Genomic DNA, 20,959 nt, shown 5'->3' with positions numbered 1-20,959 from the left:
GAATCCCAGCAGACCTGTGCAAGATCACAGGCATGGATGACTCCCACAGTCCCGGGCCCCGCTGATGGGCGCCGACACCTGGATCGCCTTCGGGCTGGTCGTGCTCTTCGTCCTCGTCGGCGGGGTGTTCGCAGCCGCGGAGATCGCACTGGTCTCGCTGCGCGAGTCGCAGCTCCAGCAGCTGGAGCACCGCGGCAGCAGGGGCGCCAGGGTCGCGGCTCTCGGCCGTGACCCGAACCGCTTCCTCTCCGCGGTGCAGATCGGCGTGACCGTCGCGGGGTTCTTCTCCGCCGCGTACGGGGCGTCCTCGATCGCCCCCGACGTCGCACCGCTGTTCCAGGGCCTCGGTCTCGCGCAGGGCACCGCCGAGACGGTCGCCCTCGTCGCGATGACCCTCGTGATCGCCTACCTCTCGCTCGTCTTCGGCGAACTCGTCCCGAAACGCCTGGCACTGCAGCGCGCGGAGGGCTTCTCGATGCTCGTCGCACCGACGCTCGACCGCTTCGCGACGCTGATGCGCCCGGCGATCTGGGTCCTGTCGAAGAGCACCGACGCCGTGGTGCGGCTGCTCGGCGGCGACCCGAACGCCCGGAGTGAGTCGATGAGCACCGAGGAGCTCCGCGGACTGGTCTCCGAGCACGACGCCATCGACGAGCAGGGCCGCCGGATCGCCCGCAGTGCACTCGACGCCCAGGGGCGGATCCTCCGGGAGTCGATGCGCCCGTGGTACGACGTCGCGACGCTCGACGCCGGGCAGAGCATCGCCGAGGCGACCGACCTCGCGCTCGACCTCGGCCACACCCGGTACCTCGTCACCGCGGGCTCGCGAGACGACGTGGTGGGGTTCGTGCACCTCCGCGACCTCCTCCGGCCAGCGGACGCGAGCGCCCCGGTGCACACGATCGCGCGCCCGCTCGTCGCGTTCCCCGAGACCAAGTCCCTGTCGAGCACGATCGCCGAACTCCGCACCGGCGGCCAGCAGATCGCGTTGGTCGTCGACGAGTACGGCGGCAGCGCCGGCATGGTCACGCTCGAAGCGCTGCTCGAGGACCTCGTCGGCCGCATCCGTGACGAGTACGACGAACCGCTCTCCGTCAGCGACGGTGTGGAGGGATCGACCGTGCTGGAGGACCTCGCCGCCGACGGTGGCCCGGTCCTGCCCGACGGCGACTACGAGACGGTCGGCGGCCTGGTCCAGGTCCACCTGGACCGCGTCCCGCAGGTGGGCGACGTCGTCGAGGTGGGCGAGCACCGCCTCACGGTGACCGCCATGGACGGTCACCGCGTCGCCCGGGTGACGATCGAACGGCAGCCGGCCAGCAGACAGGACGCGACCAGCTGACGGACAGGAGGCTCGGTGCCAGCTGGAACCGAGCCTCCAGTCCGACGGTCCGCAGTTGCGGACGCTAGAAGTCGGTGCCCCGGCTCACCGACTCCCACGCGTCCACCTCGGCGCGCAGCGCGTCGAGCGCCGCGCGGAAACCGTCGGACGCGTCGTTGCCGAGCAGCAGCATGTACGGGGTCTCGTCGGCCTCGACCGCGGTGATCAGCGCCTGCGCTGCCTTCGCCGGATCGCCCGGCTGCGTCCCGTGCACCGTGTCGTGCTCGATGCGGCGCTTCCCCGCGGTGTCGGCGTAGGCCTCGATCGGCGTGGCGGACTGCGTCAGGGACCGCCCGGCGAAGTCGGTGCGGAACGCTCCCGGCTCCACGACCATCACGTCGATGCCGAGCGGCTGGACCTCTTTCCGGAGCGACGCGGACAGGGCTTCGGTCGCGGCCTTGACCGCGGAGTAGAAGCCGGAGCCCGCGGGGGAGATCCGCGCGCCGATCGACGAGATGTTCACGATCGTGCCGGTCCCGCGCGCCCGCATGCCGGGCAGCACGGCCTGGACGAGCCGGGTCGGCCCGAAGACGTGTGTGTCGAACAGGCGCTGGACGGCCTCCGGCTCGCCCTCCTCGACGGCGGCGCGGTACCCGTACCCGGCGTTGTTCACGAGCACGTCGACCCGGCCGAACCGCTCCTCGGCAGCGGCGACCGCTGCGCTCACGGCGGACGGGTCGGTGACGTCGAGCGACAGGGCGAGGGCGCGGTCGGGTGCGGTGTCGGCGATGTCCTGCACGCGTGCGGCGTCCCGTGCGGTGACGACGACGGACCCGCCTGCGGCGAGGACCGCCTCGGCGAAGGCCCGCCCGAGTCCGGTGGAGCAGCCGGTGATGAACCATGTGGTGTCGGTCATGTCGCCCATGCTGGCGCGCAACGGGGGTCCGAGACGGGTTCCGCTGGTACCTGCCTCGCTCCCGGGTGCAGCACGTACCCTTCTCGCCATGGGTATCGACGTGCGCAGTGAGATCCGCGACTTCCTGTCCTCACGGCGGGCGCGGATCACTCCGGACCAGGCTGGCATGCCCTCGTTCGGCGGTGGGGTGCGTCGGGTGCCCGGGCTGCGGCGGCACGAGGTCGCGATGCTGGCCGGGGTCAGCGTGGACTACTACACGCGGCTCGAACGGGGCTCGCTCAAGGGTGTCTCGGACAGCGTGCTCGACGGCCTCGCGCGGGCGCTGCAGCTCGACGAGGACGAGCGGACGCACCTGTGGGACCTCGCCCGGCTCGCCAACTCCGGCGTGAAGACCATGCACAAGACGATGCCGACCCGGATCCGCCCTGGCGTGCAGCGACTCCTCGACGCGATCACCGGCGCGCCGGCGTGGGTCCGGAACGAGCGCGGGGACGTCCTCGCGGCGAACGAGCTCGGCCGGGCCCTGTACGCGCCGATGTTCGCCGGACCCGGTCGCCCGGTGAACTCCGCGCGCTTCACCTTCCTCGACCCGGCAGCCCGGACGTTCTTCATGGACTGGGCGCGGACGGCGCGGGACTCGGTCGCGATCCTCCGTGCGGCAGCGGTGGCGAACCCGTGCGAACCGGGGCTCGTGACGCTCGTCGGGGAGCTCTCCACCCGCAGCGAGGAGTTCCGCACGTGGTGGGCCGAGCACGACGTCCGCATGCACCGGACCGGCAAGAAACGGATCGACCACCCCGTCGTCGGTGCCCTCGAACTCGACTACGAGGCACTCGAGCTCGTCGCCGACCCCGGCCTGACGATGTTCACGTACAGCGCGGAGCCCGGTTCGCCGTCCGAGCGCTCGCTGGCGCTGCTCGGCACCTGGGCCGCGACGGAGCGGGCGGAGCAGTACGCCGCCCTGCGCGAGTCCGAGTCCGAGTCGATCGACTGACGCGGTCGCTGGTCGCCGCCCGCTACGCGGAAGGACCAGACGACGACGGTGCGTCGTCGTCGCCGTCGCCGTCGCCGTCGAACAGCGCCGGGTACTTCAGGCGCTCGATGCGCAGCTCACGCTCCTGCGCCGACAGCCGCAGCACCCGGATCGCAGCGAACACGAGCACGATGAGCGCCACGGTGAGCACGGCGAGTGCGAGCACGAAGAGCACGTACGGAATGAACACGATGCTGTAACCCCCGTCGATCATGCGTCGACCCTATCGGCACCCGCGTCGCGCCCCGCCGTAGGCTGAGCCCGTGACCAGGACTGCGGACGGCTCGGCGGGGGACGCCGACTACGGCACGATCGGCGCCGGGTACGGCAGGTACCGCCGCCCGGAGCCCACGTTCGCCCGTGCGATCGCGAAGGCCCTCGGCGATGCCCGCACCGTCCTCAACGTCGGTGCAGGAGCCGGTTCGTACGAGCCCAGGGACCGCGACGTCACGGCCGTGGAGCCGTCGGAGTCCATGCGGGCGCAGCGCCCCCCGGAACTCGCGACGGCGATCGACGCCACCGCCGAGGACCTGCCGTTCGCGGACGACACATTCGACGCCGCGATGACGACGTTCTCCGTGCACCAGTGGACCGACCTGGAGCGCGGCCTCGCCGAGGTGCGCCGCGTCACGAGGGGACCGGTCGTCGTGCTCACGTGCGACCCCGACCGCGTCGAGGACTACTGGCTCGCCGAGTACGCCCCCGACGTGATGGCGACAGAGGCCCGTCGGTACCCCGCGCTCGACCGCATCGCCAGCGCCCTCGGCGGCGACGTCGAGACCACCCGCATCCCGATCCCCTTCACGTGCGTCGACGGGTTCTCCGAGGCGTACTACGGCCGACCCGAGCGGCTCCTCGACCCAGGCGCCCGCAAGGCGAACTCGGCGTGGTCCTTCGTCGACGAGATGAGCGCGGCCCGCAGTGTCGCCGCACTCCGCACCGCGCTCGAGACCGGCGCGTGGGACGACCGGCACGGCGCCCTGCGCGTCCAGCCCTCGTACGACGGCTCGCTCGTGCTCTTGACAGCGGCTCCTAGACTGGTGGGATGAGCATCCGTTCCGAGGAGGTCGTCGGCGCCCACAGCGCCGGCATCAGGGCCTGACGCCCCCGGTCGTGTCCGTCGGACGCGGCCACCGTCGTCGTGCACACGGCGTCGACCGTCCTCCAGAACACCCGCTCGGTGCGGCGCATCCACGCGCCCCGAGCGGCTCGACCGAAACGGTTCACCATGCTCCCCATCAGCGAGAAGACCATCCGCGCGTCCTTCGTCAACGCCTCCCGCAAGGAGACGAGCGACATCACCCTGCCCACCGACTTCGAGGACATCGTCTGGGACGACCTCGACTACCTCGGCTGGCGCGACCCGAAGATCGGTCGGCGTGCGTACGCCGTCGTGCCGACCCTCGACGGCGAGCTCGTCGGCATCCTGTTCCGCCAGGCCGACGCCTCGCCGAACTCCCGGGCGCAGTGCACGTGGTGCCAGGACGTGAAGCTCCCGAACGACGTCGTGTTCTACAGCGCGAAGCGGTCGGGCAAGGCCGGTCGGAACGGCAACACCGTCGGCACCCTGGTGTGCGAGGAGTTCCAGTGCTCCCGCAACGTCCGGAAGCTGCCGCCGCCCGCCTACGAGGGCTACGACGTCGAGGCTGCTCGGATCCAGCGGATCGAGGACCTGCAGCTCCGCGCGGCGGCCTTCGCCGCCGAGATCTGAGGCGACCACAGCGTCTGAGGCGACCACCGGGCGGACGGGAGGCACGGTGCCAGGCCGCCACGAGCCTCCCGTCCGTCGTCGGCCCCGTTTCAGGGCCGTGGCCGGCCGACCAAGGGGACACCGGACGGAAACGCCCGTGAAACACGCGTTCCATAGCGTTGCCGCATGGACCTCGGCGATTTCAACGACGCGACCGCCCTCGACGCAGCCACGACCGTCCGCGGGTGGGCCGATGTGCCCGACTGGGTGGACGCCCTCGTCGCAGCCCGGCCGTTCGGCTCCGTCGCCGCACTGATCGATCGTGCGCGCGCCGACGCTGCGGACTGGGGCGGGCCCGAGCTCGACGCGGCACTCGCGCACCACCCGCGCATCGGGGAGCGGGCGACCGACGCGTCCTCGGCGCGGGAGCAGTCCTCGATGCGCACCGCCGACGACGACGTCGCCGCGCGGATCGCATCCGGCAACGCGGCCTACGAGGAACGGTTCGGCCGCGTGTTCCTGTTGCGCGCTGCCGGACGGACGCCGTCGGAGCTGCTCGCGGAGCTGACCCGACGGCTGTCGAACGAGCCGTCCCGCGAGACGGACGAAGCCGCCAGGGCGCTGGCCGACATCGCCGTGCACCGCATCCGCGCGACGTTCGGCGTCGCGCACCTGACCACGCACGTCCTCGACGCGACGACCGGCACGCCTGCCGTCGGCGTCGCGCTGACGCTCCGCGGACCCGCCGGGGAGGTCGTCGCGACCGGGACGACGGACGCCGACGGCCGTGCCGCCCTCGGACCGGACGTGCTCGCTCGCGGTGACCACGAACTCCGCTTCGCGACCGGCGCCTGGTTCGCCGACGCGGGCGTCCCGACGTTCCACCCGTCCGTGACCGTGGCGTTCACCGTCGCGGGCACCGACCACCTGCACGTACCACTGCTGCTGAGCCCCTTCGCCTACAGCACCTACCGAGGGAGTTGACCCATGACCGTCCACCTGGGACCGAACAAGTACGGCAAGGCCGAGAACCGTCTGGTGCGGGTCACCCGTCACGGTGACCGGCACGAGCTCGCCGACCTGACGGTGACGTCGCAGCTCACGGGCGCCTTCGACGAGTCCTTCACGAGCGGTGACAACTCGTCGATCGTCGCGACGGACACGCAGAAGAACACGGTGTTCGCCTTCGCCAAGGAGTACGGCGTGGGGGCACCGGAGGACTTCCTCGCGCTGCTCGCCTCGCACTTCACCACCGAGTTCGACTGGGTGACCGGCGGGCTCTGGCAGGCGGAGGTGCACCCGTGGGAGCGCATCACCGTCGACGGGCAGCCGCACGACCACTCGTTCCGGCGGACCGGTTCGGGCACCAGGCTCGCGACCGTGCAGGTGTCGGACGGGCAGCAGCACGTCACCGGCGGGGTGCAGGACCTCGTCGTCCTGAAGTCGACCGGCTCGGAGTTCCACGGGTTCCCGCGGACGCGGTTCACGACGCTGCCCGAGGTCACGGACCGGATCATGGCGACCGAGGTCACCGCGCGCTGGCGCTACCTGCCGGAAGCGGTGTCGGCCGGGATCGACTACGACGAGGTGTACGCGTCCGTCGTGGCGGTGATGCTCGAGCAGTTCGCGACCGTGCACTCCCTCGCGCTGCAGCAGACCCTGTTCGAGATGGGCCGCGCGGCGATCGAGCTCCGACCGGAACTCGCCGAGGTGCGCTTCGCGATGCCGAACAAGCACCACTTCGTCGTGGACCTGTCGCCGTTCGACATGACGAACGAGAACGAGGTGTTCATCGCTGCCGATCGTCCCTACGGGCTCATCGAGGGGACGGTCGTGCGCGACGGTGTCGAGGACGCCCCCGCGGCGTGGGAGCACCTCCCCGCGTTCATCTGACGGGCGCCTCGCGGAGCGCGGCCTACTCGCGCACGGGCTGGAGCACGATCGGCGCCGTGGAACGGACCCCGTCGTAGGAGCCGACCGCCGGGTCCTCGCCGTACCGATCGGCCACCGAGCGCGACCCGAGCAGCAGGTTCAGCAGGATCGCCGCGACGGCCCCGGCCGAGATGCCCGAGTCGAAGACCAGCGTGAACCACGTCGGGAACTCGCCGTAGATCGAGGGCGCGATCGTCGGCAGCAGCCCGATGCCGAGGGGCAGCGCCACCACGAGCACGTTCCGGTTGTCGAACCGCACCTTCGAGAGCGTCCTGATGCCGCTCGCCGCGACCATCCCGAACAGCGCCACCCCGGCACCACCGAGGACCGCGTGCGGGATCGCCTCGACCACCGCGGCGACCTTCGGCACCAGCCCGAGCACGACGAGGATCCCACCGGCAGCCGTGGCGACGTAGCGCGAGCGCACCCCGGTCAGCGCCACGAGGCCGACGTTCTGCGCGAACGCGGTGTACGGGAACGTGTTGAACACCCCGCCGACGACCGTGCCGAGGCCGTCCGCCCGGAGTCCGTCGGCCAGGGTGCGCTTCGACACGGGACGCCCGGTGACCTCACCGACGGCGATCATGTCCCCGGTGGTCTCGGTCATGATCACGAGTCCGACGACGAGCATCGACACGATGGACGCCGGGTCGAACGTCGGCACCCCGAAGTGGAACGGCGTGACGAGCGCGAACCACGACGCGGACCCGATGCCCGATCCGTCCACCATGCCCGGCACGAACAGTGCTGCCACGGTGCCGACCAACAGCCCGAAGAGCACCGAGACCCGTGCGAGTCCCCGGGGCGCGAACCGCTCCACGAGGACGATCGCCAGCAGCACCCCTGCGGCGAACGCGACGTCGAGCGGCTTCGCTGCGCCGTCCTTCCCGCCGTCGGTGACCCACCCGGCAGCGACGCTCATGAGCGACAGCCCGATGATGAGGATGACGGTCCCGGTGACGATCGGCGGGAACAACCGGACCAACTGGGCGAACCAGGGCGCGACCACCACCATGAACACGCCGCACGCGATCGTCGCCCCGTAGACGGCGGTGATCCCGTGCTGCGACCCGATCGCGATCATCGGTCCGACCGCGGCGAACGTCACGCCCTGCACGAGCGGCAGCCGGACGCCGAACCGCCAGAAGCCGACGGACTGCACGATCGTGGCGAGCCCGGCGACGAACAGGTCGGCGCTGATCAGGAACGCGAGATCGGCGCTCGAGAACCCGAGCGCGCCGCCGACGATGAGCGGGACGGCGATCGCTCCGGCGTACATCGCGAGGACGTGCTGCAGCCCGAGCGGCAGCAGTCGTGCGAGCGGCGGAACGGCGTCGACGCCGTCCTCGCCCCTGGTCTTCGTGGTCGTCATGACTGCCCCTCGCGGTCGGTGGATTCCCTGTCCTCCGGACGCTATGCAGCCCCTGTTTCGCCGAGATGACGGCGGTGGGTCGCGTGGATCACGCGCCCCACCGCCCGAAACGCACCCCGGAACGGACGGGAGGCTCGGTGCCAGCGGGCACCGAGCCTCCCGTCCGGGAGACGGCCGGGTTACCGGCCGATGCCCGACATGTCGGGGTAGCGGTCGCCGGTCGGGGCTGGCAGCGCCGACAGGCGCGCCACCTGGTCGGCGGTGAGGGTGAGGTCGGCTGCGCCGACGTTCTCCTCGAGCCGCGAGACCCGCTTCGTGCCGGGGATCGGGACGATGTCGTCGCCCTGGGCCAGGAGCCACGCGAGGGCGACCTGCGCGGGAGTCGCGCCGGCCTCGGTGGCGACGGCCTGCACCTCGTCGACGATGCGCATGTTCGACGCGAACGCCTCCTCTTGGAAGCGCGGGTTGACGCGGCGGAAGTCGTCGGCGTCGAGGTCGGACGGCTTCGTGATCGCGCCCGTCAGGAACCCGCGGCCGAGCGGGGAGTACGGCACCAGGCCGATGCCGAGCTCCCGGAGGGTGTCGAGCACGCCGTCCTCCGGGTCGCGCGTCCACAGGGAGTACTCGCTCTGCAGCGCCGTGATCGGGTGGACGGCGTGCGCCTTCCTGATCGTCTCGGCGCCGGCCTCCGACAGGCCGATGTGGCGGATCTTGCCCTCCTGCACGAAGCCGGCGAGCTGGCCGACGACGTCCTCGATCGGCACGTTCGGGTCGACGCGGTGCTGGTACCAGAGGTCGATGTGGTCGGTGCCGAGGCGCTGGAGCGATCCCTCCAGCGCGATGCGCACCGACTCGGGGTCCGAGCTGATCGCGCGTTCGGTGCTCGGCGTGATCTCGCCGGGGGTGTGCGTGATGATGCCGAACTTCGTGGCGAGGACGACGTCGTCGCGGCGGTCCGCGATCGCGCGGGCGACGAGCTCCTCGTTGATGTACGGGCCGTACATCTCGGCGGTGTCGATGAGCGTGACGCCCAGGTCGAGTGCGCGGTGGATGGTGCGGATCGACTCGTCGTCGTCCGTGCCGGCGCCCGAGTAGAAGGCGCTCATCCCCATGGTGCCGAGGCCGATCGCGCCGACCTCGAGTTCTCCGAGCTTCCGTGTCTGCATGCTCCCGGTCTACTCCGCGCGGCTCGGTTGGAGGGAGGCACCGGTCGTACCGGTCACGGGCAGGCCCTGGTTCGTCCGGTTCCTCCAACGTCCGGGTCCGGTCGGCGCGCGTCTGCTCTGATCGGATGCGTGAACCTGTACTTCCGACTGCTGCTCCTGCGCCTGCGGACCCGCACCGGTCCGCGACTGTCGCTCTGGGACGAGGCGCGGACCCCGTTCCGGGTGACCCTCACCGACCTCGATCCGCTGCGGCACGTCAACAACGGCAAGTACCTGTCGATGCTCGACCTCGGGCGGCTCGACCTGATGATCCGGTCGGGGTTCTGGGGTTCGTTGACCGACCGCGGGTGGTACCCGGTCGTCGCGGCGCAGACGATCACGTACAAGCGGTCGCTGACGCTCGGGCAGCGGTTCGAGCTGGTGACGCGGGTGCTCGGGGTGGACGAGCGGTCGGTGTACCTCGAGCAGACGTTCGTCCGGCGGGGGAAGGTCATCGCGCGTGCCGTCGTGCAGGGGCGGTTCCTCCGGAAGACGGGCGGGACGGTGTCCCCGTCGGAGCTCCTCGACGCCGTGGGCGGGGCGCCGTCCGACCTCGCGCTGCCCGAGTGGGTGCACGAGTGGGCCGGTGCCGTCCGGATCAGCAGCGCCGCGGCGTGATCGAGGCAAGGGGAGCGCAGGCGGGGAGCGCGTAGAAAGGGTGGGTGACCGAGGGACGCAGCACGACCACACGCAGCACGACCACACGCAGGGGGCTCATCGCCGGGGGAGTCGGGCTCGGGCTCGCAGGGGTCCTGGCCGCCTGCACCGGGCCGTCGCCGTCGCCGACCCGCACGCGGACACCGAGTCCCACCCCGACACCGTCGTCACCAACGGGCCCGGACTCGTGGGACGCGCTGGCCGCCGCGGTCTCCGGCACGCTGCTGCGCTCCGGCTCGACGGGGTGGGACGGCGCACGCGTGCTCGAGAACCCCCGGTACGACGACGCCGACCCGCAGGGCATCCTCCGCGTCGCGAACAGCGACGACGTGGTCGCCGGGCTCGCGTTCGCGAGGAACACGCACACCCCGGTGGCGCTCCGGGCCGGCGGCCACTCGTACACGGGGTGGTCGGCCGGCGGTGCACCCGGGACCGACGTCCCGCGGTCGCTGGTGATCAGCACGCAGGCGCTGGACGGGATCGACGTCTCGGGCGACTCCGTGACGATCGGCCCCGGCGCACAGCTCGGCGACGTGTACGCGGCGCTGGCGAAGGCCGGCCGGGCGATCGGCGCGGGATCCTGCCCGACGGTGGGCATCGGGGGGCTGACGCTCGGCGGCGGTGTCGGCGTCCTCGTGCGGTCCTTCGGGCTGACGTGCGACCAGCTCACCGGAGCCACGGTCGTCACCGCCGACGGAGCCGTGCACGAGGTCTCGGCCACGCGCGAACCGGACCTGTTCTGGGCCTGCCGCGGTGGGGGCGGTGGAACCGTCGGCGTCGTGACGTCGATGACGTTCCGGACGCAGGCCGCGCCTCCCGTCCTGCTCTTCAGCATCGTGTTCCCCTGGTCGGCCGCCCGGGACGTCGTACGCGCCTGGCAGGACTGGGCGCCGAAGGCGGACCCGGCGCTCTGGTCGACGCTGAAGCTGCTCGCCGGATCCCGGCACAGCGCGCCCACCGTGACGGTCACCGGCACCTGGACCGGCGAGAAGTCGGGCGCGGACACCAGCGTCGACGGTTTCATCACGGCGACCGGAGTGACGCCGACCACACACACGGCGACCGAACTGACGTACGGACAGGCCATGGCGCAACTCGGCGGGAAGCCGCAGCGGGTGTCGCAGGCGGCGACCTCGTCGATCGGGACCGCCGCGTTGACGGACGCACAGATCGACGTGCTCGTGCAGCAGGCGTCGGGTGCGGGGCAGGTGTCCGGCGTGCTCGAGGGCGGGGTCGCGCTCGATGCCCTCGGCGGGGTCGTGGCCGATGTCGGGCGGACGGACAGTGCGTTCCCGTGGCGGTCGGCGCTCTGCACGGTGCAGTACACCGCGGTGTTCCGGAACGGTGCCGACCCGGCGCCGTTCGACCAGTACGTGCGCGGGTTCCGGAAGGCGATGACGCCGGCATGGGGCGACGGGGCGTACGCGAACTACTGCGACGCGGCGATCACGGACCCGGCGGCGTACTTCGACGTGAACACCTCGCGCCTGCACCGGATCGCCGAGCAGGCGGACCCCGACGGCCGCTTCGCCCAGCCGCACTGGGTGTGACGCGGGGGCGGCGGCGCGGTGCCGTCCGCGTCAGCACAACCGGAAGCAGCTCGAACCACCGACTTGCGTGGTGCGAGCTGCTTTCGGTTGTGCGGACGCGAAGCGCGCCGGGCGGGCCCCGCAGGCGCGCCCGCGCGCCTCAGCGGCGGAAGTAGGCGTTCGACGCGGGGAGGAACATCAGGATCGTCGCGATGATCACGGCGATGAGGCCGATCGTGCCGACGATGCTGAACGCGCTCACGACTCCGAGGACCTGCAGGATCGCCAGGACCAGCAGCACGATGCGGGCCCAGTTCCGGCCGTCGCGCATGCGGAACACGATGAAGAGCTCGACCAGGGCGATGACGATCGCGATGACCGCACCGATCACGAGGGCGGTGCCGCCGGCAGCCCCCTGCACCTGCGAACCGGAGGAAGCGAAGCCCACGATGCCGCCGATGATCCCGATCAGGACCGTCACCAGCCAGAGGACGAACGAGATGGTGACCGTGGTCGGCCGACCCGAGGCAGAAGAGCTGCTCATGATGTGTTCCCTTTCGTGGCCGACTTCGGCCGTGGCGACCGGGCGGTCGCTCGGATCAGAAGGTAGTCGCGCGCATCACTCACGTCCGGACCATCCGATCGACGCGTCCTACGATGTGCCGCATGGAGATCGAGCCGTTCGTCGTCGTGGACGCCGCAGCCTGGCGCGCGTGGCTCGACGCGAACGAGGACTCCTCGGACGGGGTCTGGCTCGTGCTCGCGAAGAAGGGCACGACGGAGCCGACGTCCGTGACCTACGCCCAGGCGCTCGACGAAGCGCTCTGCTCCGGGTGGATCGACGGTCAGAAGCGCAGCCTCGACGCCGCGACGTTCCTGCAGCGGTTCACGCCGCGCCGGAAGGCCTCGCTGTGGTCCGAGCGCAACATCGGGCTCGTCGCGACGCTCATCGCCGACGGGCGGATACGAGACCGGGGTCAGGCGGAGATCGACCGAGCGAAGGAGGACGGGCGCTGGGACCGCGCGTACGCCGGAGCCGCCTCGATCACGGTGCCCGACGACCTGCTGGCAGCGCTCGCCGCCGCCCCGGCCGCAGCCGCGCTGTTCGCGGAACTCGACGCGACGAACCGGTACGCGGTGCTGCACCGGATCACGACCGCCCCGAGCGCGACCGCGCGGACGAACCGGTTGACGAAGCTCGTCGAGATGCTCGAGCGCGGCGAGACGCCGTACCCGCGCCGGGCAGGGGGACAGGGCCGCTGAGGACGAGGCAGCGAGACGGGGTAGACCGGACACATGACGACAGGTCCTGACACCACCACCCGTCCCGCCGACGCCTCCGGTACGTTCCGCATCGGCGGCGACCTCGAGGTGAACCGCCTCGGGTACGGCACCATGCAGCTCACCGGCCCCGGGGTCTGGGGACCGCCGAAGGACCACGACGAGGCCGTGCGCGTCCTGCGGCGCGCCGTCGAGCTCGGCGTGAACTTCTTCGACACCGCCGACAGCTACGGCCCCTACGTCGCCGAGGAGCTGCTCCACGAAGCGCTCCACCCCTACGGCGACGACATCGTGATCGCGACGAAGGCCGGCCTCACCCGCACGGGTCCGAACGAGTGGCCGCCCGTCGGCCGACCGGAGTACCTGCGGCAGGAGGCCGAGATGAGCCTGCGCCGCCTGGGGCTCGAGCGCATCGACCTGTTCCAGCTGCACCGCATCGACCCGAAGGTCCCGCTCGAAGACCAGATCGGTGAGCTCAAGAAGCTCCAGGACGAGGGCAAGATCCGGCACATCGGCCTGTCCGAGGTCCAGGTGGACGAGGTGAAGGCCGCGCAGGAGATCGCCACGATCGTCTCGGTGCAGAACCTCTACAACCTGCAGAAGCGCGACGCCGAGGAGCTCCTCGACTGGTCCACCGAGCAGGGCATCGGCTTCATCCCGTGGTTCCCGCTCGCCACCGGCGGCCTGACCGGTGACGACTCCCCACTGACCGACCTCGCGAAGCGCAAGGACGCCACCCCGGCGCAGATCGCCCTCGCCTGGCTGCTCAAGCGATCACCGGTCGTGCTGCCGATCCCCGGCACCTCGAGCGTCGCGCACCTCGAGGACAACCTCGCGGGCGCGACGATCGAGCTGACCGACGACGAGTTCGAGGAGCTCTCCGCGCTCGGCAACTGACGCGCGAACGGGACGCGCGGGCCGCTCAGCCCGCGATGGCCGCCATCGCCTGTGCGGTCGCCTCGCCGAGGTCCTCGGCGGGGCGGCTCAGCAGTCCCTTGACCATCCGGGTGTCGTCGTCGGCGAGGACCTCGAACGCGCCCACGACCGCGCCGTCGTACGCCTGCGCGACGACGCTCGCCGGGCTCACCTTCGGCACGTCGAACCGTGCCCCCATCGCGGTGTCGATCATGCCGACGAGGACCCCGGTCACGGTCGTGCCCTGCGCCGCCAACTCGGTCCGCAGCCCGTTCGTCGCGGACCAGGCGGCCGCCTTGGACGCGGCGTACACCGTCGGGATCGGCGTCCACGCGGCGAGGGACAGCACGTTCAGCACGGCGCCGCCGCCGTTCCGGGCGAGCACGGGGGCGAACGCGCCGGAGACCTTGATCGTCCCGAACACGTTCGTCTCGAAGACGGACCGGAGCACGTCGTCGTCCGCGCTCGCGATCGAGCCGTCGGAGGCGGGGGCGATGGCGGCGTTGTTCACGAGGAGGTCGACGTCGGGAGCGGCCGTCGCCGCCGCTGCGATGGACCCCGCGTCGGTCAGGTCGAGAGTCAGCGGCACGATCCGGTCGTCGTCCCACTGCCGCGGGGAGCGGGCGGTCGCGTACACCTTGGCGGCGCCGCGTTCGAGGGCCTGGCGCACGAACTCCTCGCCGAGCCCGCCGTTCGCTCCGGTCACGAGAACGATCCGGTCGTCGAGTCGCTCAGTCATGGTCACTCCTGTAGGTTGAGGATGAAACGGGGATTGTCCCCGGATCAGTATGTGGGGAGTCCCCCCACTTCTGTCAACCGAGCCCCACTTCTGTCAACCGAGACGGACCAGATCGGAGACGCCGTGGACCAGACGACCACGAAGCCCATGCGCGCCGACGCACGACGCAACCGTGACGCGATCATCTCCGCGGCTCGACAGGTGTTCGAGCAGGACGGCATCCTCGCGCCGATCGACGGCATCGCGACCGCGGCCGGTGTCGGGAACGCGACGCTCTACCGCAACTTCCCGACGCGCGAAGACCTCCTCGCGGCCGTGATGGCGGAGAGCTTCCACGCAGCACTCCGCGACTCCCGCGACCTCGAGGAGCTGCCCGCCGACGACGCCCTCGCCGAGTGGATGTTCCGCGTGACCTGGCAGCTCCGGATCTGGCAGAACCTGCCGACCTGCATCGCGGGCGCGATCGGTGACGACGACTCGCCCGTCAGCAGCGTCTGCGCCGGCCTGACCGAGCGGACGGGGGAGTTCCTCGAGCGGGCCCGGTCGGACGGATCAGCGACCGACGCGGCGAGCGCCGAGGACGTCTTCGAGTTGCTGACGACGCTCTCGTGGGGAGTGGACCGGTTCGGCGACGACCAGGACCGAGCCAGGGCTCGGGTCCGGCTCGGCACCGCCGGCCTGTTCAGCGGCGCAGCGCGACCGGCGCAGCGCTGAAGGCTGCGCGCTCAGCGGCGCCGGAACAGGTCGGCGAGCGCCCACGGCCCCGGAGCCAGGCGCACCGCCATCTCGTCGCGCACCCGGGCTTCGCGCTCGCGGTCCCGCGTGAGCTCCGTGATCTCGGCGTTCACCGTCCACCACATCGCGACGCGCTCGCGCAACGAGGGCCGTCCGGCCGCGGGGGTCGTCGTCTCGATCGTGCTGGTGTCGTCGTGCATGTCTCCACGGTAGGAGCGGAACGCGCGGTGAAGGAGGCTCCACCAGTACACGGCCCAGCGGGACTACCGTCGTGACCATGCAGCGACGCACCCTGGCCAGCACCGGCCGTGAGACCTCCGTGATCGGCCTCGGCACCTGGCAGTTCGGCGGCGACTGGGGTCCGGTGGAGGACGCCGACGCCTTCGCGGTGATGGACGCCTCGTTCGAGTCCGGCGTGACCCTCTTCGACACCGCCGACGTCTACGGCGACGGTCGCAGCGAGGAGCTCATCGGGCGATGGCTCCGCGCCAACGCCGACTCCGGCGTCACGGTCACGACGAAGATGGGCCGCCGTGCGGACCAGGTCCCGTCGAACTACAGCGCGGCGAACTTCCGCGAATGGGTCGACCGCTCACGCACGAACCTGCAGCAGGACACGCTGGACCTGGTCCAGCTGCACTGCCCGCCGACCCCCGTGTTCGACGACGACGCCGTCTACGACGCGCTCGACGCGCTCGTCGCCGATCAGTCGATCGCCGCGTACGGCGTCAGCGTCGAGACCGCCGACCAGGCGCTCACCGCGATCGAGCGGCCCGGGGTCGCGAGCGTCCAGATCATCCTCAACGCGTTCCGCTTGAAGCCGCTGGACGCGGCCCTGCCGGCCGCACGGGAGGCAGGGGTCGCCGTGCTCGCGCGCGTCCCGTTGGCATCGGGGTTGCTCTCCGGCAAGTACACCACCGACACCGAGTTCGCCCCGGAGGACCACCGCACCTACAACCGCCACGGCGAGGCGTTCGACCAGGGCGAGACCTTCAGCGGCGTGCCGTTCGAGGACGGGGTCCGGGCGGCGCAGGAGTTCGCCGCCGCACTGCCCGACGGTGTCTCCGTCCCGCAGGCGGCGCTGGCCTGGATCGTCGCGCAGGACGGCGTCACGGCCGCGATCCCCGGCGCGCGGAACGCCGAGCAGGCCCGCTCCAACGCCGCCGCCGGCACGGTCGACCCGGTCCCGGGACTCGACACGACCGTGCACGAGCTCTACGACCGGTGGTTCCGCGCGACGGTGCACGAACGCTGGTGACCGCAGCGGGCGATCCGAGCACCGCGGGGGCAGGTACCGACAGGACCCGTCGCCCCGTCGAGCGCCGGCCTACCGTTGCCCGCATGGACAACATCACCCTCAACAACGGCGTCCAGCTCCCCCCGATCGGCTTCGGCGTCTTCCAGAGCTCCCCGGAGGACACGGTCGACGCGGTGCGGACCGCGCTCGAGGTCGGCTACCGCCACATCGACACCGCCGCCGCGTACGGCAACGAACGACAGGTCGGCGAGGGCATCCGCGCCTCGGGCGTCGACCGCGACGACATCGTGGTCGAGACCAAGATCTGGGTGTCCGACTACGGGTACGACGAGACGCTGCACGCGTTCGACAAGGCGACGCGCAAGCTCGGCTTCGACACGGTCGACGTGCTGATCCTGCACCAGCCCGCACCGGACCGCTTCGACAAGACCGTCGCCGCGTACCGGGCGCTCGAGCAGCTGTACGCCGACGGCCGGGTCCGGGCGATCGGCGTGAGCAACTTCATGCCGCACCACCTCCGCTCGCTCCTCGACCAGACCGACGTCATCCCCGCGCTCAACCAGGTCGAGCTGCACCCGTACTTCACGCAACCGGACGTGCAGCGGGCCGACGCCGAGCACGGGATCCTCGACCAGGCGTGGTCCCCGATCGGCGGCATCACGTTCTACCCGGGCTTCGGCGACGAGCGGGTCAGCGTGCTCGACGACCCGACGATCCGTGCGATCGGCGAGGCGCACGCCAAGACCGCTGCGCAGGTCATGCTCCGCTGGCACCTGCAGCAGGGGCGGAACGCGATCCCGAAGTCGACGAACCCCGGACGGATCGCGGAGAACTTCGACGTCTTCGACTTCGCGCTGTCCGACGATGAGCTCGCCTCCCTCGACGCCCTCGACACGGGGAAGCGCAACGGCCCGGACCCCGACGGCACGGACACGTCGCGCTTCGAGCGTGTCATCCCTGAGGACTGACGATCAGCGGACTGACGATCAGCGCGTGGTGATCACCTTGGACGAGCCCGCGATCACCGCGGCGTCCTCGCCGAGGGCGACGAGCGGGTCCCGGAGGCCCGTCGTGGTCCCGATCGCCTTGCGCAGGAAGTAGCCGGCGAAGCTGCCGATGAGCGCACCGACCGCGCCGAGGACCGCACCCTCGACGCGGCGGTCGCGCTTGCCGGTCGTGGCGATCGCCGCACCGACGAGGGCGCCCGACCCGGCACGCCCGATGAGCCCGGCTGCCGCGATGCGACTCGGGGTCTTCGGCAGCTTGTCCCCGACGAGCTCCCCGACGGCACCGGCGACGAGCAGCCCGCGACCGAGCTGCGTGCGGAACATCGGCCAGTCCTGCCACGCACCGGTGAGCTCCTTGCGGTCCCGGTTCAGCGCCAGCAGGGCCAGGGGCGTCGCGCTCCGACCGCCGCTCAGGATGCCGAGCAGCAGTGCTCGCGTGCCGGTGTGCTTGGTGTTCTTCGCCATCGTCTCTCGCCTTCTCGTGTCCGTCCGACGCTACGCGCGCGGGCTGACGACTGACGGGAGGCTCGTGGCGGGCCCGCCACGAGCCTCCCGTCCGGTGGTCAGATCCCGAACTGCGCGTAGAACGCGGCCGGATCGGCCGCCAGCGACGCCTTCACCAGCGCGCTCCACTCGTCGACGACGACCTCGGCCGCGTCCCGCTGGACCCCGTCCAGGGAGGCGATCGCGACCTCCATCGGGTCGATCATCTGGCCCTCGTACCCGGCCATGATGTCGGTGTCGGCGGCGCCGAGGTGGAGCCCCTGCACCGTGACGCCACGCGGCACGAGTTCGAGCCGCACGGCGTTCGTCATGTTCCACTCCGCTGCCTTGGCGGCCGCGTACCCTCCGCTGCCTGGATACGCGAACCACGACAGGGCCGACAGCACGTTGACGATCGTGCCGCCGCCGTTCCGCTCGATGACGGGCGCGAACGCCCGGACCATCGACAGGTTCCCCCAGAAGTGCGTGTCCATCTCGCGCCGCACGGTCTCGAGGTCGTCGGTCAGCAGCGAGGACTGCGTCGCGATCCCGGCGTTGTTGATCAGCAGCGTGACGTCCCCGGCGCGCTCGGCCGCGGCGGTGACGGACGCCTGGTCAGTGATGTCGAGTGGGAGCACCTCGACGCCCTCGATGTCCACGAGCTCGGGGCGGCGCGCGGTCGCGTAGACCTTGGCCGCACCACGCTCCAGGAGCTGCGTGACGAAGCGGCGACCGATGCCGCGGTTCGACCCGGTGACGAGTGCGACCGATCCGGCGATGTCCATGGTGTTCCTTCCGTCGACCGGGCACCTCCCGGACCGACGGAGGTACGCTAAGACCTCACATCCATGTCAGGTGCAAGTCGCGGAGGACACATGCGCATCGGGGACCTCGCAGCGAGGGCCGGCGTCAGCGTCCGGTCGCTCCGGTACTACGAAGAGCAGGGGCTGCTCGCGGCGACCAGGACGGCATCCGGCCAGCGGACGTACGACGCCGAGGCGGTCGACCGCGTCCGGCTCGTCCAGCAGCTCTACGCCGCCGGGCTCGCCAGCCGGACCATCGCGCAGCTCATGCCGTGCGTCGACGCCGGAGTCGCCACCGTCGAGAGCGCCGCGCTGCTAGTCCACGAGCGGGACCGGATCACGGCGCAGATCGCGGAGCTCGAGGCCGCGCGCGACCGCCTCGACGAGGTCATCCACATCAGCGAGCACCCGACCCCCGAGCACTGCCCTGCGCTCCGCACCGACAACGCACGGAGCGCCGCCTGATGCGCGTCGCGTGGCGCGTCCTCCGGTGGCTCGGATCCACCGTCGTCGCGGTGCTGCAGGTGCTGGCCGGTGTCATGGACTCCCTCGGGTCGGGCGGCGCGACCGGGCCGCGCGTCCCACCCACCACGACGCGGGCACACGGCCGTCGGGACGAGTACCGCCCCTGATCGCGCTCGACGTCACCGACGGGAGTCGACCACCCGCCGGTCACCGGCACACCAGCGCAGCACGAAGCCAGAGGCCACCGCGCCGAGGGTGTCAGCGGCGAGGTCGCCGATCGTGTCGTCGTAGCCGACGTAGATCGTCGCGTCGAGGTACGTGTGCCCCGCCCACTCGAACATCTCCCACAGCCCGCCGATCGCGAGACCGATCGTCCCGCAGACGACGACGGCGGTGGCGAGGTGCATCGATCTGGCGTCCGGCAGCACCCCGAGGTCCGCGGCGACGATCGCCACCAGGGCGCTCAACGCACCGATGAGCAGCAGGTGCACGATCTTGTCCCACCCGAACACCGTCGTGTACCAGTCGAGGACACTGCTCCACCCGGCGACCACCGACAGCACGCAGAGCGCGATGTCGAACCCCGGCCGGAGCCCGAGGATCCGCGGCAGCACGACCCCGAGCAGGGACAGCCCCATCACGGCGAAGGAGATCGCACCCCAGCCGATCGCCGCCACGGGGACGCTGACGAGCGCGAGCACGCGGAGGCCGTCCGCGACGAACTCCCACCCACGGGGGCGGCGGAGGAACGTGGACCCGGCGGACTGCACGAGCGGACGGCTCATCGGGGCTCCCATCGCAGGACGGCGTGCACGGGCAGGTGGTCGGACGGCCAGATCCCGGCCGGTCGCCGAGCCGAGATCGCCACACGGTCCACGGCTACACCGACCGACGGGGTTCCCCTGACCAGGACGCGGTCGATCCGGGCGCGACCAGGTCGAGGCGTGCGGTACGTGGCGTACGTGCCGACGGGCACCTGGCGTCCGGCGGGGTCGGCCAGCACCCACGTGTCGTCGAGCCCGGCAGCCGCGAGCACCGCAGCCGACGCCGAGCCCTCGCCGGCGTTCCAGTCCGCCAGCACCACGGCCGGCAGCCCCGTCTCGCGGACGACCCGCCCGATCAGCTCCGCGGACCGGGTCTGCGCCGGCCGTGAGAACGGGTCGACGTGCGTCGCGACGCCGGCGAACCGCACACCCGTGGCCAGGTCGTCGAACTCGCACACGACCGCGATGCGCGGGAACGGCGCACCCCACGCCCTGGCACCGACCCGCGACGGGTCCGGTCCGAGCGCGATCGTCCGCTCCGACACCACGCGCAACCGCTCGGTGTCCACGAAGAAGCCGACGCCCTCGCCACCACCGCCCGGTCCGCGCCCGGTGACCACGGGGTGCCAGCGCGCCCCGAAGGCGGCGCCGAGGTGCTGCACCTGGGTGGGCACTGCCTCCTGGACGGCCAGGAGGTGCGGTGTCTCGGACCGGACCAGCGTGGCGACGGCCGGTGCCCGCCGGACCCACGCGTCCGGGTGCCCGGACCGCAGGTGCGGGACCGGACGGCGCACGTTGAACGTCATGCAGTGCAGGCCGGGCGGCGCGACGGGCCCGACCACCGGAGCATCCGC

Annotated in this window: 26 protein-coding genes and 1 pseudogene; 16 read left to right on the top strand and 11 right to left on the bottom strand. The window is 71.6% G+C overall.

The annotated features are described in order from the left end of the window. The first annotated feature begins 64 nt into the window (after positions 1 to 64). Positions 65 to 1,342 carry a hemolysin family protein gene (locus ACEN9V_RS12430; protein ID WP_413600570.1) on the top strand — a complete coding sequence of 426 codons (1,278 nt, stop codon included), beginning with the start codon at positions 65 to 67 and terminating at the stop codon, positions 1,340 to 1,342. Positions 1,343 to 1,406: 64 nt separating this feature from the next. On the opposite strand, the gene ACEN9V_RS12425 is transcribed toward ACEN9V_RS12430, so the two are convergent. Next, positions 1,407 to 2,237 carry an oxidoreductase gene (locus ACEN9V_RS12425; RefSeq protein WP_413600569.1) on the bottom strand — a complete coding sequence of 277 codons (831 nt, stop codon included), beginning with the start codon at positions 2,235 to 2,237 and terminating at the stop codon, positions 1,407 to 1,409. An 88-nt stretch (positions 2,238 to 2,325) separates the two neighbouring features. Between ACEN9V_RS12425 and ACEN9V_RS12420 the strand changes: the two genes are divergently transcribed. Then, on the top strand, positions 2,326 to 3,231 hold the full coding sequence (locus ACEN9V_RS12420) for a helix-turn-helix transcriptional regulator (protein ID WP_413600568.1): 906 nt from the start codon (positions 2,326 to 2,328) through the stop codon (positions 3,229 to 3,231). A gap of 22 nt (positions 3,232 to 3,253) precedes the next feature. Here the strand turns inward: ACEN9V_RS12420 and ACEN9V_RS12415 are convergent, their stop codons facing one another. Beyond that, on the bottom strand, positions 3,254 to 3,484 hold the full coding sequence (locus ACEN9V_RS12415; protein WP_413600567.1) for a hypothetical protein: 231 nt from the start codon (positions 3,482 to 3,484) through the stop codon (positions 3,254 to 3,256). A 49-nt stretch (positions 3,485 to 3,533) separates the two neighbouring features. On the opposite strand from ACEN9V_RS12415, the gene ACEN9V_RS12410 reads away from it, so the two are divergent. The 5 genes and pseudogenes from ACEN9V_RS12410 (at position 3,534) to pucL (ending at position 6,853) form a co-directional block, all read left to right on the top strand. Next, positions 3,534 to 4,319 (top strand): class I SAM-dependent methyltransferase, encoded by a 786-nt coding sequence (locus tag ACEN9V_RS12410; RefSeq protein WP_413600566.1) that lies wholly within the window; start codon positions 3,534 to 3,536, stop codon positions 4,317 to 4,319. A 179-nt stretch (positions 4,320 to 4,498) separates the two neighbouring features. Then, positions 4,499 to 4,981, top strand: coding sequence for an FBP domain-containing protein (locus tag ACEN9V_RS12405; protein WP_413600565.1), 483 nt, complete (start codon positions 4,499 to 4,501; stop codon positions 4,979 to 4,981). A 165-nt stretch (positions 4,982 to 5,146) separates the two neighbouring features. After that, positions 5,147 to 5,608, top strand: a pseudogene (uraD, locus tag ACEN9V_RS12400) (2-oxo-4-hydroxy-4-carboxy-5-ureidoimidazoline decarboxylase); the annotation flags it as partial. Beyond that, positions 5,606 to 5,944, top strand: coding sequence for a hydroxyisourate hydrolase (gene uraH / locus ACEN9V_RS12395; protein ID WP_413603058.1), 339 nt, complete (start codon positions 5,606 to 5,608; stop codon positions 5,942 to 5,944). The pseudogene uraD and the gene uraH, both read left to right, overlap by 3 nt. A gap of 3 nt (positions 5,945 to 5,947) precedes the next feature. Further along, positions 5,948 to 6,853 (top strand): factor-independent urate hydroxylase, encoded by a 906-nt coding sequence (pucL, locus tag ACEN9V_RS12390; RefSeq protein ID WP_413600564.1) that lies wholly within the window; start codon positions 5,948 to 5,950, stop codon positions 6,851 to 6,853. A gap of 22 nt (positions 6,854 to 6,875) precedes the next feature. Here the strand turns inward: pucL and ACEN9V_RS12385 are convergent, their stop codons facing one another. Both ACEN9V_RS12385 and ACEN9V_RS12380 read right to left on the bottom strand, forming a co-directional pair. After that, on the bottom strand, positions 6,876 to 8,264 hold the full coding sequence (locus tag ACEN9V_RS12385; protein WP_413600563.1) for a nucleobase:cation symporter-2 family protein: 1,389 nt from the start codon (positions 8,262 to 8,264) through the stop codon (positions 6,876 to 6,878). Positions 8,265 to 8,443: 179 nt separating this feature from the next. After that, the gene (locus ACEN9V_RS12380) at positions 8,444 to 9,430 is read right to left on the bottom strand and encodes an aldo/keto reductase (RefSeq protein WP_413600562.1); all 987 of its coding nucleotides are present in this window, start codon (positions 9,428 to 9,430) and stop codon (positions 8,444 to 8,446) included. A 129-nt stretch (positions 9,431 to 9,559) separates the two neighbouring features. On the opposite strand from ACEN9V_RS12380, the gene ACEN9V_RS12375 reads away from it, so the two are divergent. Together ACEN9V_RS12375 and ACEN9V_RS12370 are read left to right on the top strand one after the other, a co-directional pair. Then, complete coding sequence (locus tag ACEN9V_RS12375; RefSeq protein ID WP_413600561.1) at positions 9,560 to 10,087, top strand: acyl-CoA thioesterase; 528 nt, start codon at positions 9,560 to 9,562, stop codon at positions 10,085 to 10,087. Between the two features lie 44 nt (positions 10,088 to 10,131). Next, the gene (locus ACEN9V_RS12370; protein WP_413600560.1) at positions 10,132 to 11,676 is read left to right on the top strand and encodes an FAD-binding oxidoreductase; all 1,545 of its coding nucleotides are present in this window, start codon (positions 10,132 to 10,134) and stop codon (positions 11,674 to 11,676) included. A 139-nt stretch (positions 11,677 to 11,815) separates the two neighbouring features. Here ACEN9V_RS12370 and ACEN9V_RS12365 read toward each other — a convergent pair whose 3' ends face one another. Next, positions 11,816 to 12,199, bottom strand: coding sequence for a hypothetical protein (locus tag ACEN9V_RS12365; protein WP_281266189.1), 384 nt, complete (start codon positions 12,197 to 12,199; stop codon positions 11,816 to 11,818). Between the two features lie 122 nt (positions 12,200 to 12,321). Between ACEN9V_RS12365 and ACEN9V_RS12360 the strand changes: the two genes are divergently transcribed. Together ACEN9V_RS12360 and ACEN9V_RS12355 are read left to right on the top strand one after the other, a co-directional pair. Next, on the top strand, positions 12,322 to 12,918 hold the full coding sequence (locus tag ACEN9V_RS12360) for a YdeI/OmpD-associated family protein (RefSeq protein ID WP_413600559.1): 597 nt from the start codon (positions 12,322 to 12,324) through the stop codon (positions 12,916 to 12,918). Between the two features lie 33 nt (positions 12,919 to 12,951). Further along, complete coding sequence (locus ACEN9V_RS12355; RefSeq protein ID WP_413600558.1) at positions 12,952 to 13,833, top strand: aldo/keto reductase; 882 nt, start codon at positions 12,952 to 12,954, stop codon at positions 13,831 to 13,833. A gap of 25 nt (positions 13,834 to 13,858) precedes the next feature. Here the strand turns inward: ACEN9V_RS12355 and ACEN9V_RS12350 are convergent, their stop codons facing one another. Next, positions 13,859 to 14,590, bottom strand: a complete 732-nt coding sequence (locus ACEN9V_RS12350) for an SDR family oxidoreductase (RefSeq protein ID WP_413600557.1) — start codon at positions 14,588 to 14,590, stop codon at positions 13,859 to 13,861. Between the two features lie 123 nt (positions 14,591 to 14,713). Here ACEN9V_RS12350 and ACEN9V_RS12345 point away from each other — a divergent pair, with 123 nt between their 5' ends. Then, entirely contained in the window at positions 14,714 to 15,304 is a 591-nt protein-coding gene (locus ACEN9V_RS12345) for a TetR/AcrR family transcriptional regulator (RefSeq protein WP_413600556.1), read from the top strand. Between the two features lie 11 nt (positions 15,305 to 15,315). On the opposite strand, the gene ACEN9V_RS12340 is transcribed toward ACEN9V_RS12345, so the two are convergent. After that, positions 15,316 to 15,525 (bottom strand): hypothetical protein, encoded by a 210-nt coding sequence (locus tag ACEN9V_RS12340; protein WP_413600555.1) that lies wholly within the window; start codon positions 15,523 to 15,525, stop codon positions 15,316 to 15,318. A 77-nt stretch (positions 15,526 to 15,602) separates the two neighbouring features. Here ACEN9V_RS12340 and ACEN9V_RS12335 point away from each other — a divergent pair, with 77 nt between their 5' ends. Beyond that, a complete protein-coding gene (locus ACEN9V_RS12335) occupies positions 15,603 to 16,583 on the top strand; it encodes an aldo/keto reductase (protein WP_413600554.1) in 981 nt (326 codons plus the stop codon). An 83-nt stretch (positions 16,584 to 16,666) separates the two neighbouring features. Continuing rightward, the gene (locus ACEN9V_RS12330; RefSeq protein WP_413600553.1) at positions 16,667 to 17,551 is read left to right on the top strand and encodes an aldo/keto reductase; all 885 of its coding nucleotides are present in this window, start codon (positions 16,667 to 16,669) and stop codon (positions 17,549 to 17,551) included. Between the two features lie 18 nt (positions 17,552 to 17,569). On the opposite strand, the gene ACEN9V_RS12325 is transcribed toward ACEN9V_RS12330, so the two are convergent. Both ACEN9V_RS12325 and ACEN9V_RS12320 read right to left on the bottom strand, forming a co-directional pair. Continuing rightward, positions 17,570 to 18,055, bottom strand: coding sequence for a DUF4126 family protein (locus ACEN9V_RS12325; RefSeq protein WP_413600552.1), 486 nt, complete (start codon positions 18,053 to 18,055; stop codon positions 17,570 to 17,572). Between the two features lie 98 nt (positions 18,056 to 18,153). Continuing rightward, entirely contained in the window at positions 18,154 to 18,858 is a 705-nt protein-coding gene (locus ACEN9V_RS12320; protein WP_413600551.1) for an SDR family oxidoreductase, read from the bottom strand. A gap of 90 nt (positions 18,859 to 18,948) precedes the next feature. On the opposite strand from ACEN9V_RS12320, the gene ACEN9V_RS12315 reads away from it, so the two are divergent. Together ACEN9V_RS12315 and ACEN9V_RS12310 are read left to right on the top strand one after the other, a co-directional pair. Then, the gene (locus ACEN9V_RS12315) at positions 18,949 to 19,341 is read left to right on the top strand and encodes a MerR family transcriptional regulator (RefSeq protein WP_413600550.1); all 393 of its coding nucleotides are present in this window, start codon (positions 18,949 to 18,951) and stop codon (positions 19,339 to 19,341) included. After that, the gene (locus tag ACEN9V_RS12310) at positions 19,341 to 19,508 is read left to right on the top strand and encodes a hypothetical protein (RefSeq protein WP_402727422.1); all 168 of its coding nucleotides are present in this window, start codon (positions 19,341 to 19,343) and stop codon (positions 19,506 to 19,508) included. The genes ACEN9V_RS12315 and ACEN9V_RS12310 overlap by 1 nt, the downstream gene beginning before the upstream one ends. A gap of 12 nt (positions 19,509 to 19,520) precedes the next feature. Here ACEN9V_RS12310 and ACEN9V_RS12305 read toward each other — a convergent pair whose 3' ends face one another. Together ACEN9V_RS12305 and ACEN9V_RS12300 are read right to left on the bottom strand one after the other, a co-directional pair. Continuing rightward, a complete protein-coding gene (locus ACEN9V_RS12305; RefSeq protein ID WP_413600549.1) occupies positions 19,521 to 20,126 on the bottom strand; it encodes a hypothetical protein in 606 nt (201 codons plus the stop codon). Further along, positions 20,123 to 20,947, bottom strand: a complete 825-nt coding sequence (locus ACEN9V_RS12300) for an endonuclease/exonuclease/phosphatase family protein (protein ID WP_413600548.1) — start codon at positions 20,945 to 20,947, stop codon at positions 20,123 to 20,125. The genes ACEN9V_RS12305 and ACEN9V_RS12300 overlap by 4 nt, the downstream gene beginning before the upstream one ends. Positions 20,948 to 20,959: the final 12 nt, after the last annotated feature.

It is taken from the genome of Curtobacterium sp. Curtsp57, from assembly GCF_047324335.1.
Taxonomy (GTDB): Bacteria; Actinomycetota; Actinomycetes; order Actinomycetales; family Microbacteriaceae; genus Curtobacterium.
This window is presented reverse-complemented; position numbering and strand designations above follow the sequence as displayed.

Bases quoted from the DNA above. Each gene is read 5' to 3' on its own strand.
- ACEN9V_RS12430 (WP_413600570.1), top strand. From the start codon at position 65: ATGGGCGCCGACACCTGGATCGCCTTCGGGCTGGTCGTGCTCTTCGTC.
- ACEN9V_RS12425 (WP_413600569.1), bottom strand. From the start codon at position 2,237: ATGACCGACACCACATGGTTCATCACCGGCTGCTCCACCGGACTCGGG.
- ACEN9V_RS12420 (WP_413600568.1), top strand. From the start codon at position 2,326: ATGGGTATCGACGTGCGCAGTGAGATCCGCGACTTCCTGTCCTCACGG.
- ACEN9V_RS12415 (WP_413600567.1), bottom strand. From the start codon at position 3,484: ATGATCGACGGGGGTTACAGCATCGTGTTCATTCCGTACGTGCTCTTC.
- ACEN9V_RS12405 (WP_413600565.1), top strand. From the start codon at position 4,499: ATGCTCCCCATCAGCGAGAAGACCATCCGCGCGTCCTTCGTCAACGCC.
- pucL (WP_413600564.1), top strand. From the start codon at position 5,948: ATGACCGTCCACCTGGGACCGAACAAGTACGGCAAGGCCGAGAACCGT.
- ACEN9V_RS12385 (WP_413600563.1), bottom strand. From the start codon at position 8,264: ATGACGACCACGAAGACCAGGGGCGAGGACGGCGTCGACGCCGTTCCG.
- ACEN9V_RS12380 (WP_413600562.1), bottom strand. From the start codon at position 9,430: ATGCAGACACGGAAGCTCGGAGAACTCGAGGTCGGCGCGATCGGCCTC.
- ACEN9V_RS12365 (WP_281266189.1), bottom strand. From the start codon at position 12,199: ATGAGCAGCTCTTCTGCCTCGGGTCGGCCGACCACGGTCACCATCTCG.
- ACEN9V_RS12360 (WP_413600559.1), top strand. From the start codon at position 12,322: ATGGAGATCGAGCCGTTCGTCGTCGTGGACGCCGCAGCCTGGCGCGCG.
- ACEN9V_RS12355 (WP_413600558.1), top strand. From the start codon at position 12,952: ATGACGACAGGTCCTGACACCACCACCCGTCCCGCCGACGCCTCCGGT.
- ACEN9V_RS12350 (WP_413600557.1), bottom strand. From the start codon at position 14,590: ATGACTGAGCGACTCGACGACCGGATCGTTCTCGTGACCGGAGCGAAC.
- ACEN9V_RS12340 (WP_413600555.1), bottom strand. From the start codon at position 15,525: ATGCACGACGACACCAGCACGATCGAGACGACGACCCCCGCGGCCGGA.
- ACEN9V_RS12335 (WP_413600554.1), top strand. From the start codon at position 15,603: ATGCAGCGACGCACCCTGGCCAGCACCGGCCGTGAGACCTCCGTGATC.
- ACEN9V_RS12330 (WP_413600553.1), top strand. From the start codon at position 16,667: ATGGACAACATCACCCTCAACAACGGCGTCCAGCTCCCCCCGATCGGC.
- ACEN9V_RS12325 (WP_413600552.1), bottom strand. From the start codon at position 18,055: ATGGCGAAGAACACCAAGCACACCGGCACGCGAGCACTGCTGCTCGGC.
- ACEN9V_RS12320 (WP_413600551.1), bottom strand. From the start codon at position 18,858: ATGGACATCGCCGGATCGGTCGCACTCGTCACCGGGTCGAACCGCGGC.
- ACEN9V_RS12315 (WP_413600550.1), top strand. From the start codon at position 18,949: ATGCGCATCGGGGACCTCGCAGCGAGGGCCGGCGTCAGCGTCCGGTCG.
- ACEN9V_RS12310 (WP_402727422.1), top strand. From the start codon at position 19,341: ATGCGCGTCGCGTGGCGCGTCCTCCGGTGGCTCGGATCCACCGTCGTC.
- ACEN9V_RS12305 (WP_413600549.1), bottom strand. From the start codon at position 20,126: ATGAGCCGTCCGCTCGTGCAGTCCGCCGGGTCCACGTTCCTCCGCCGC.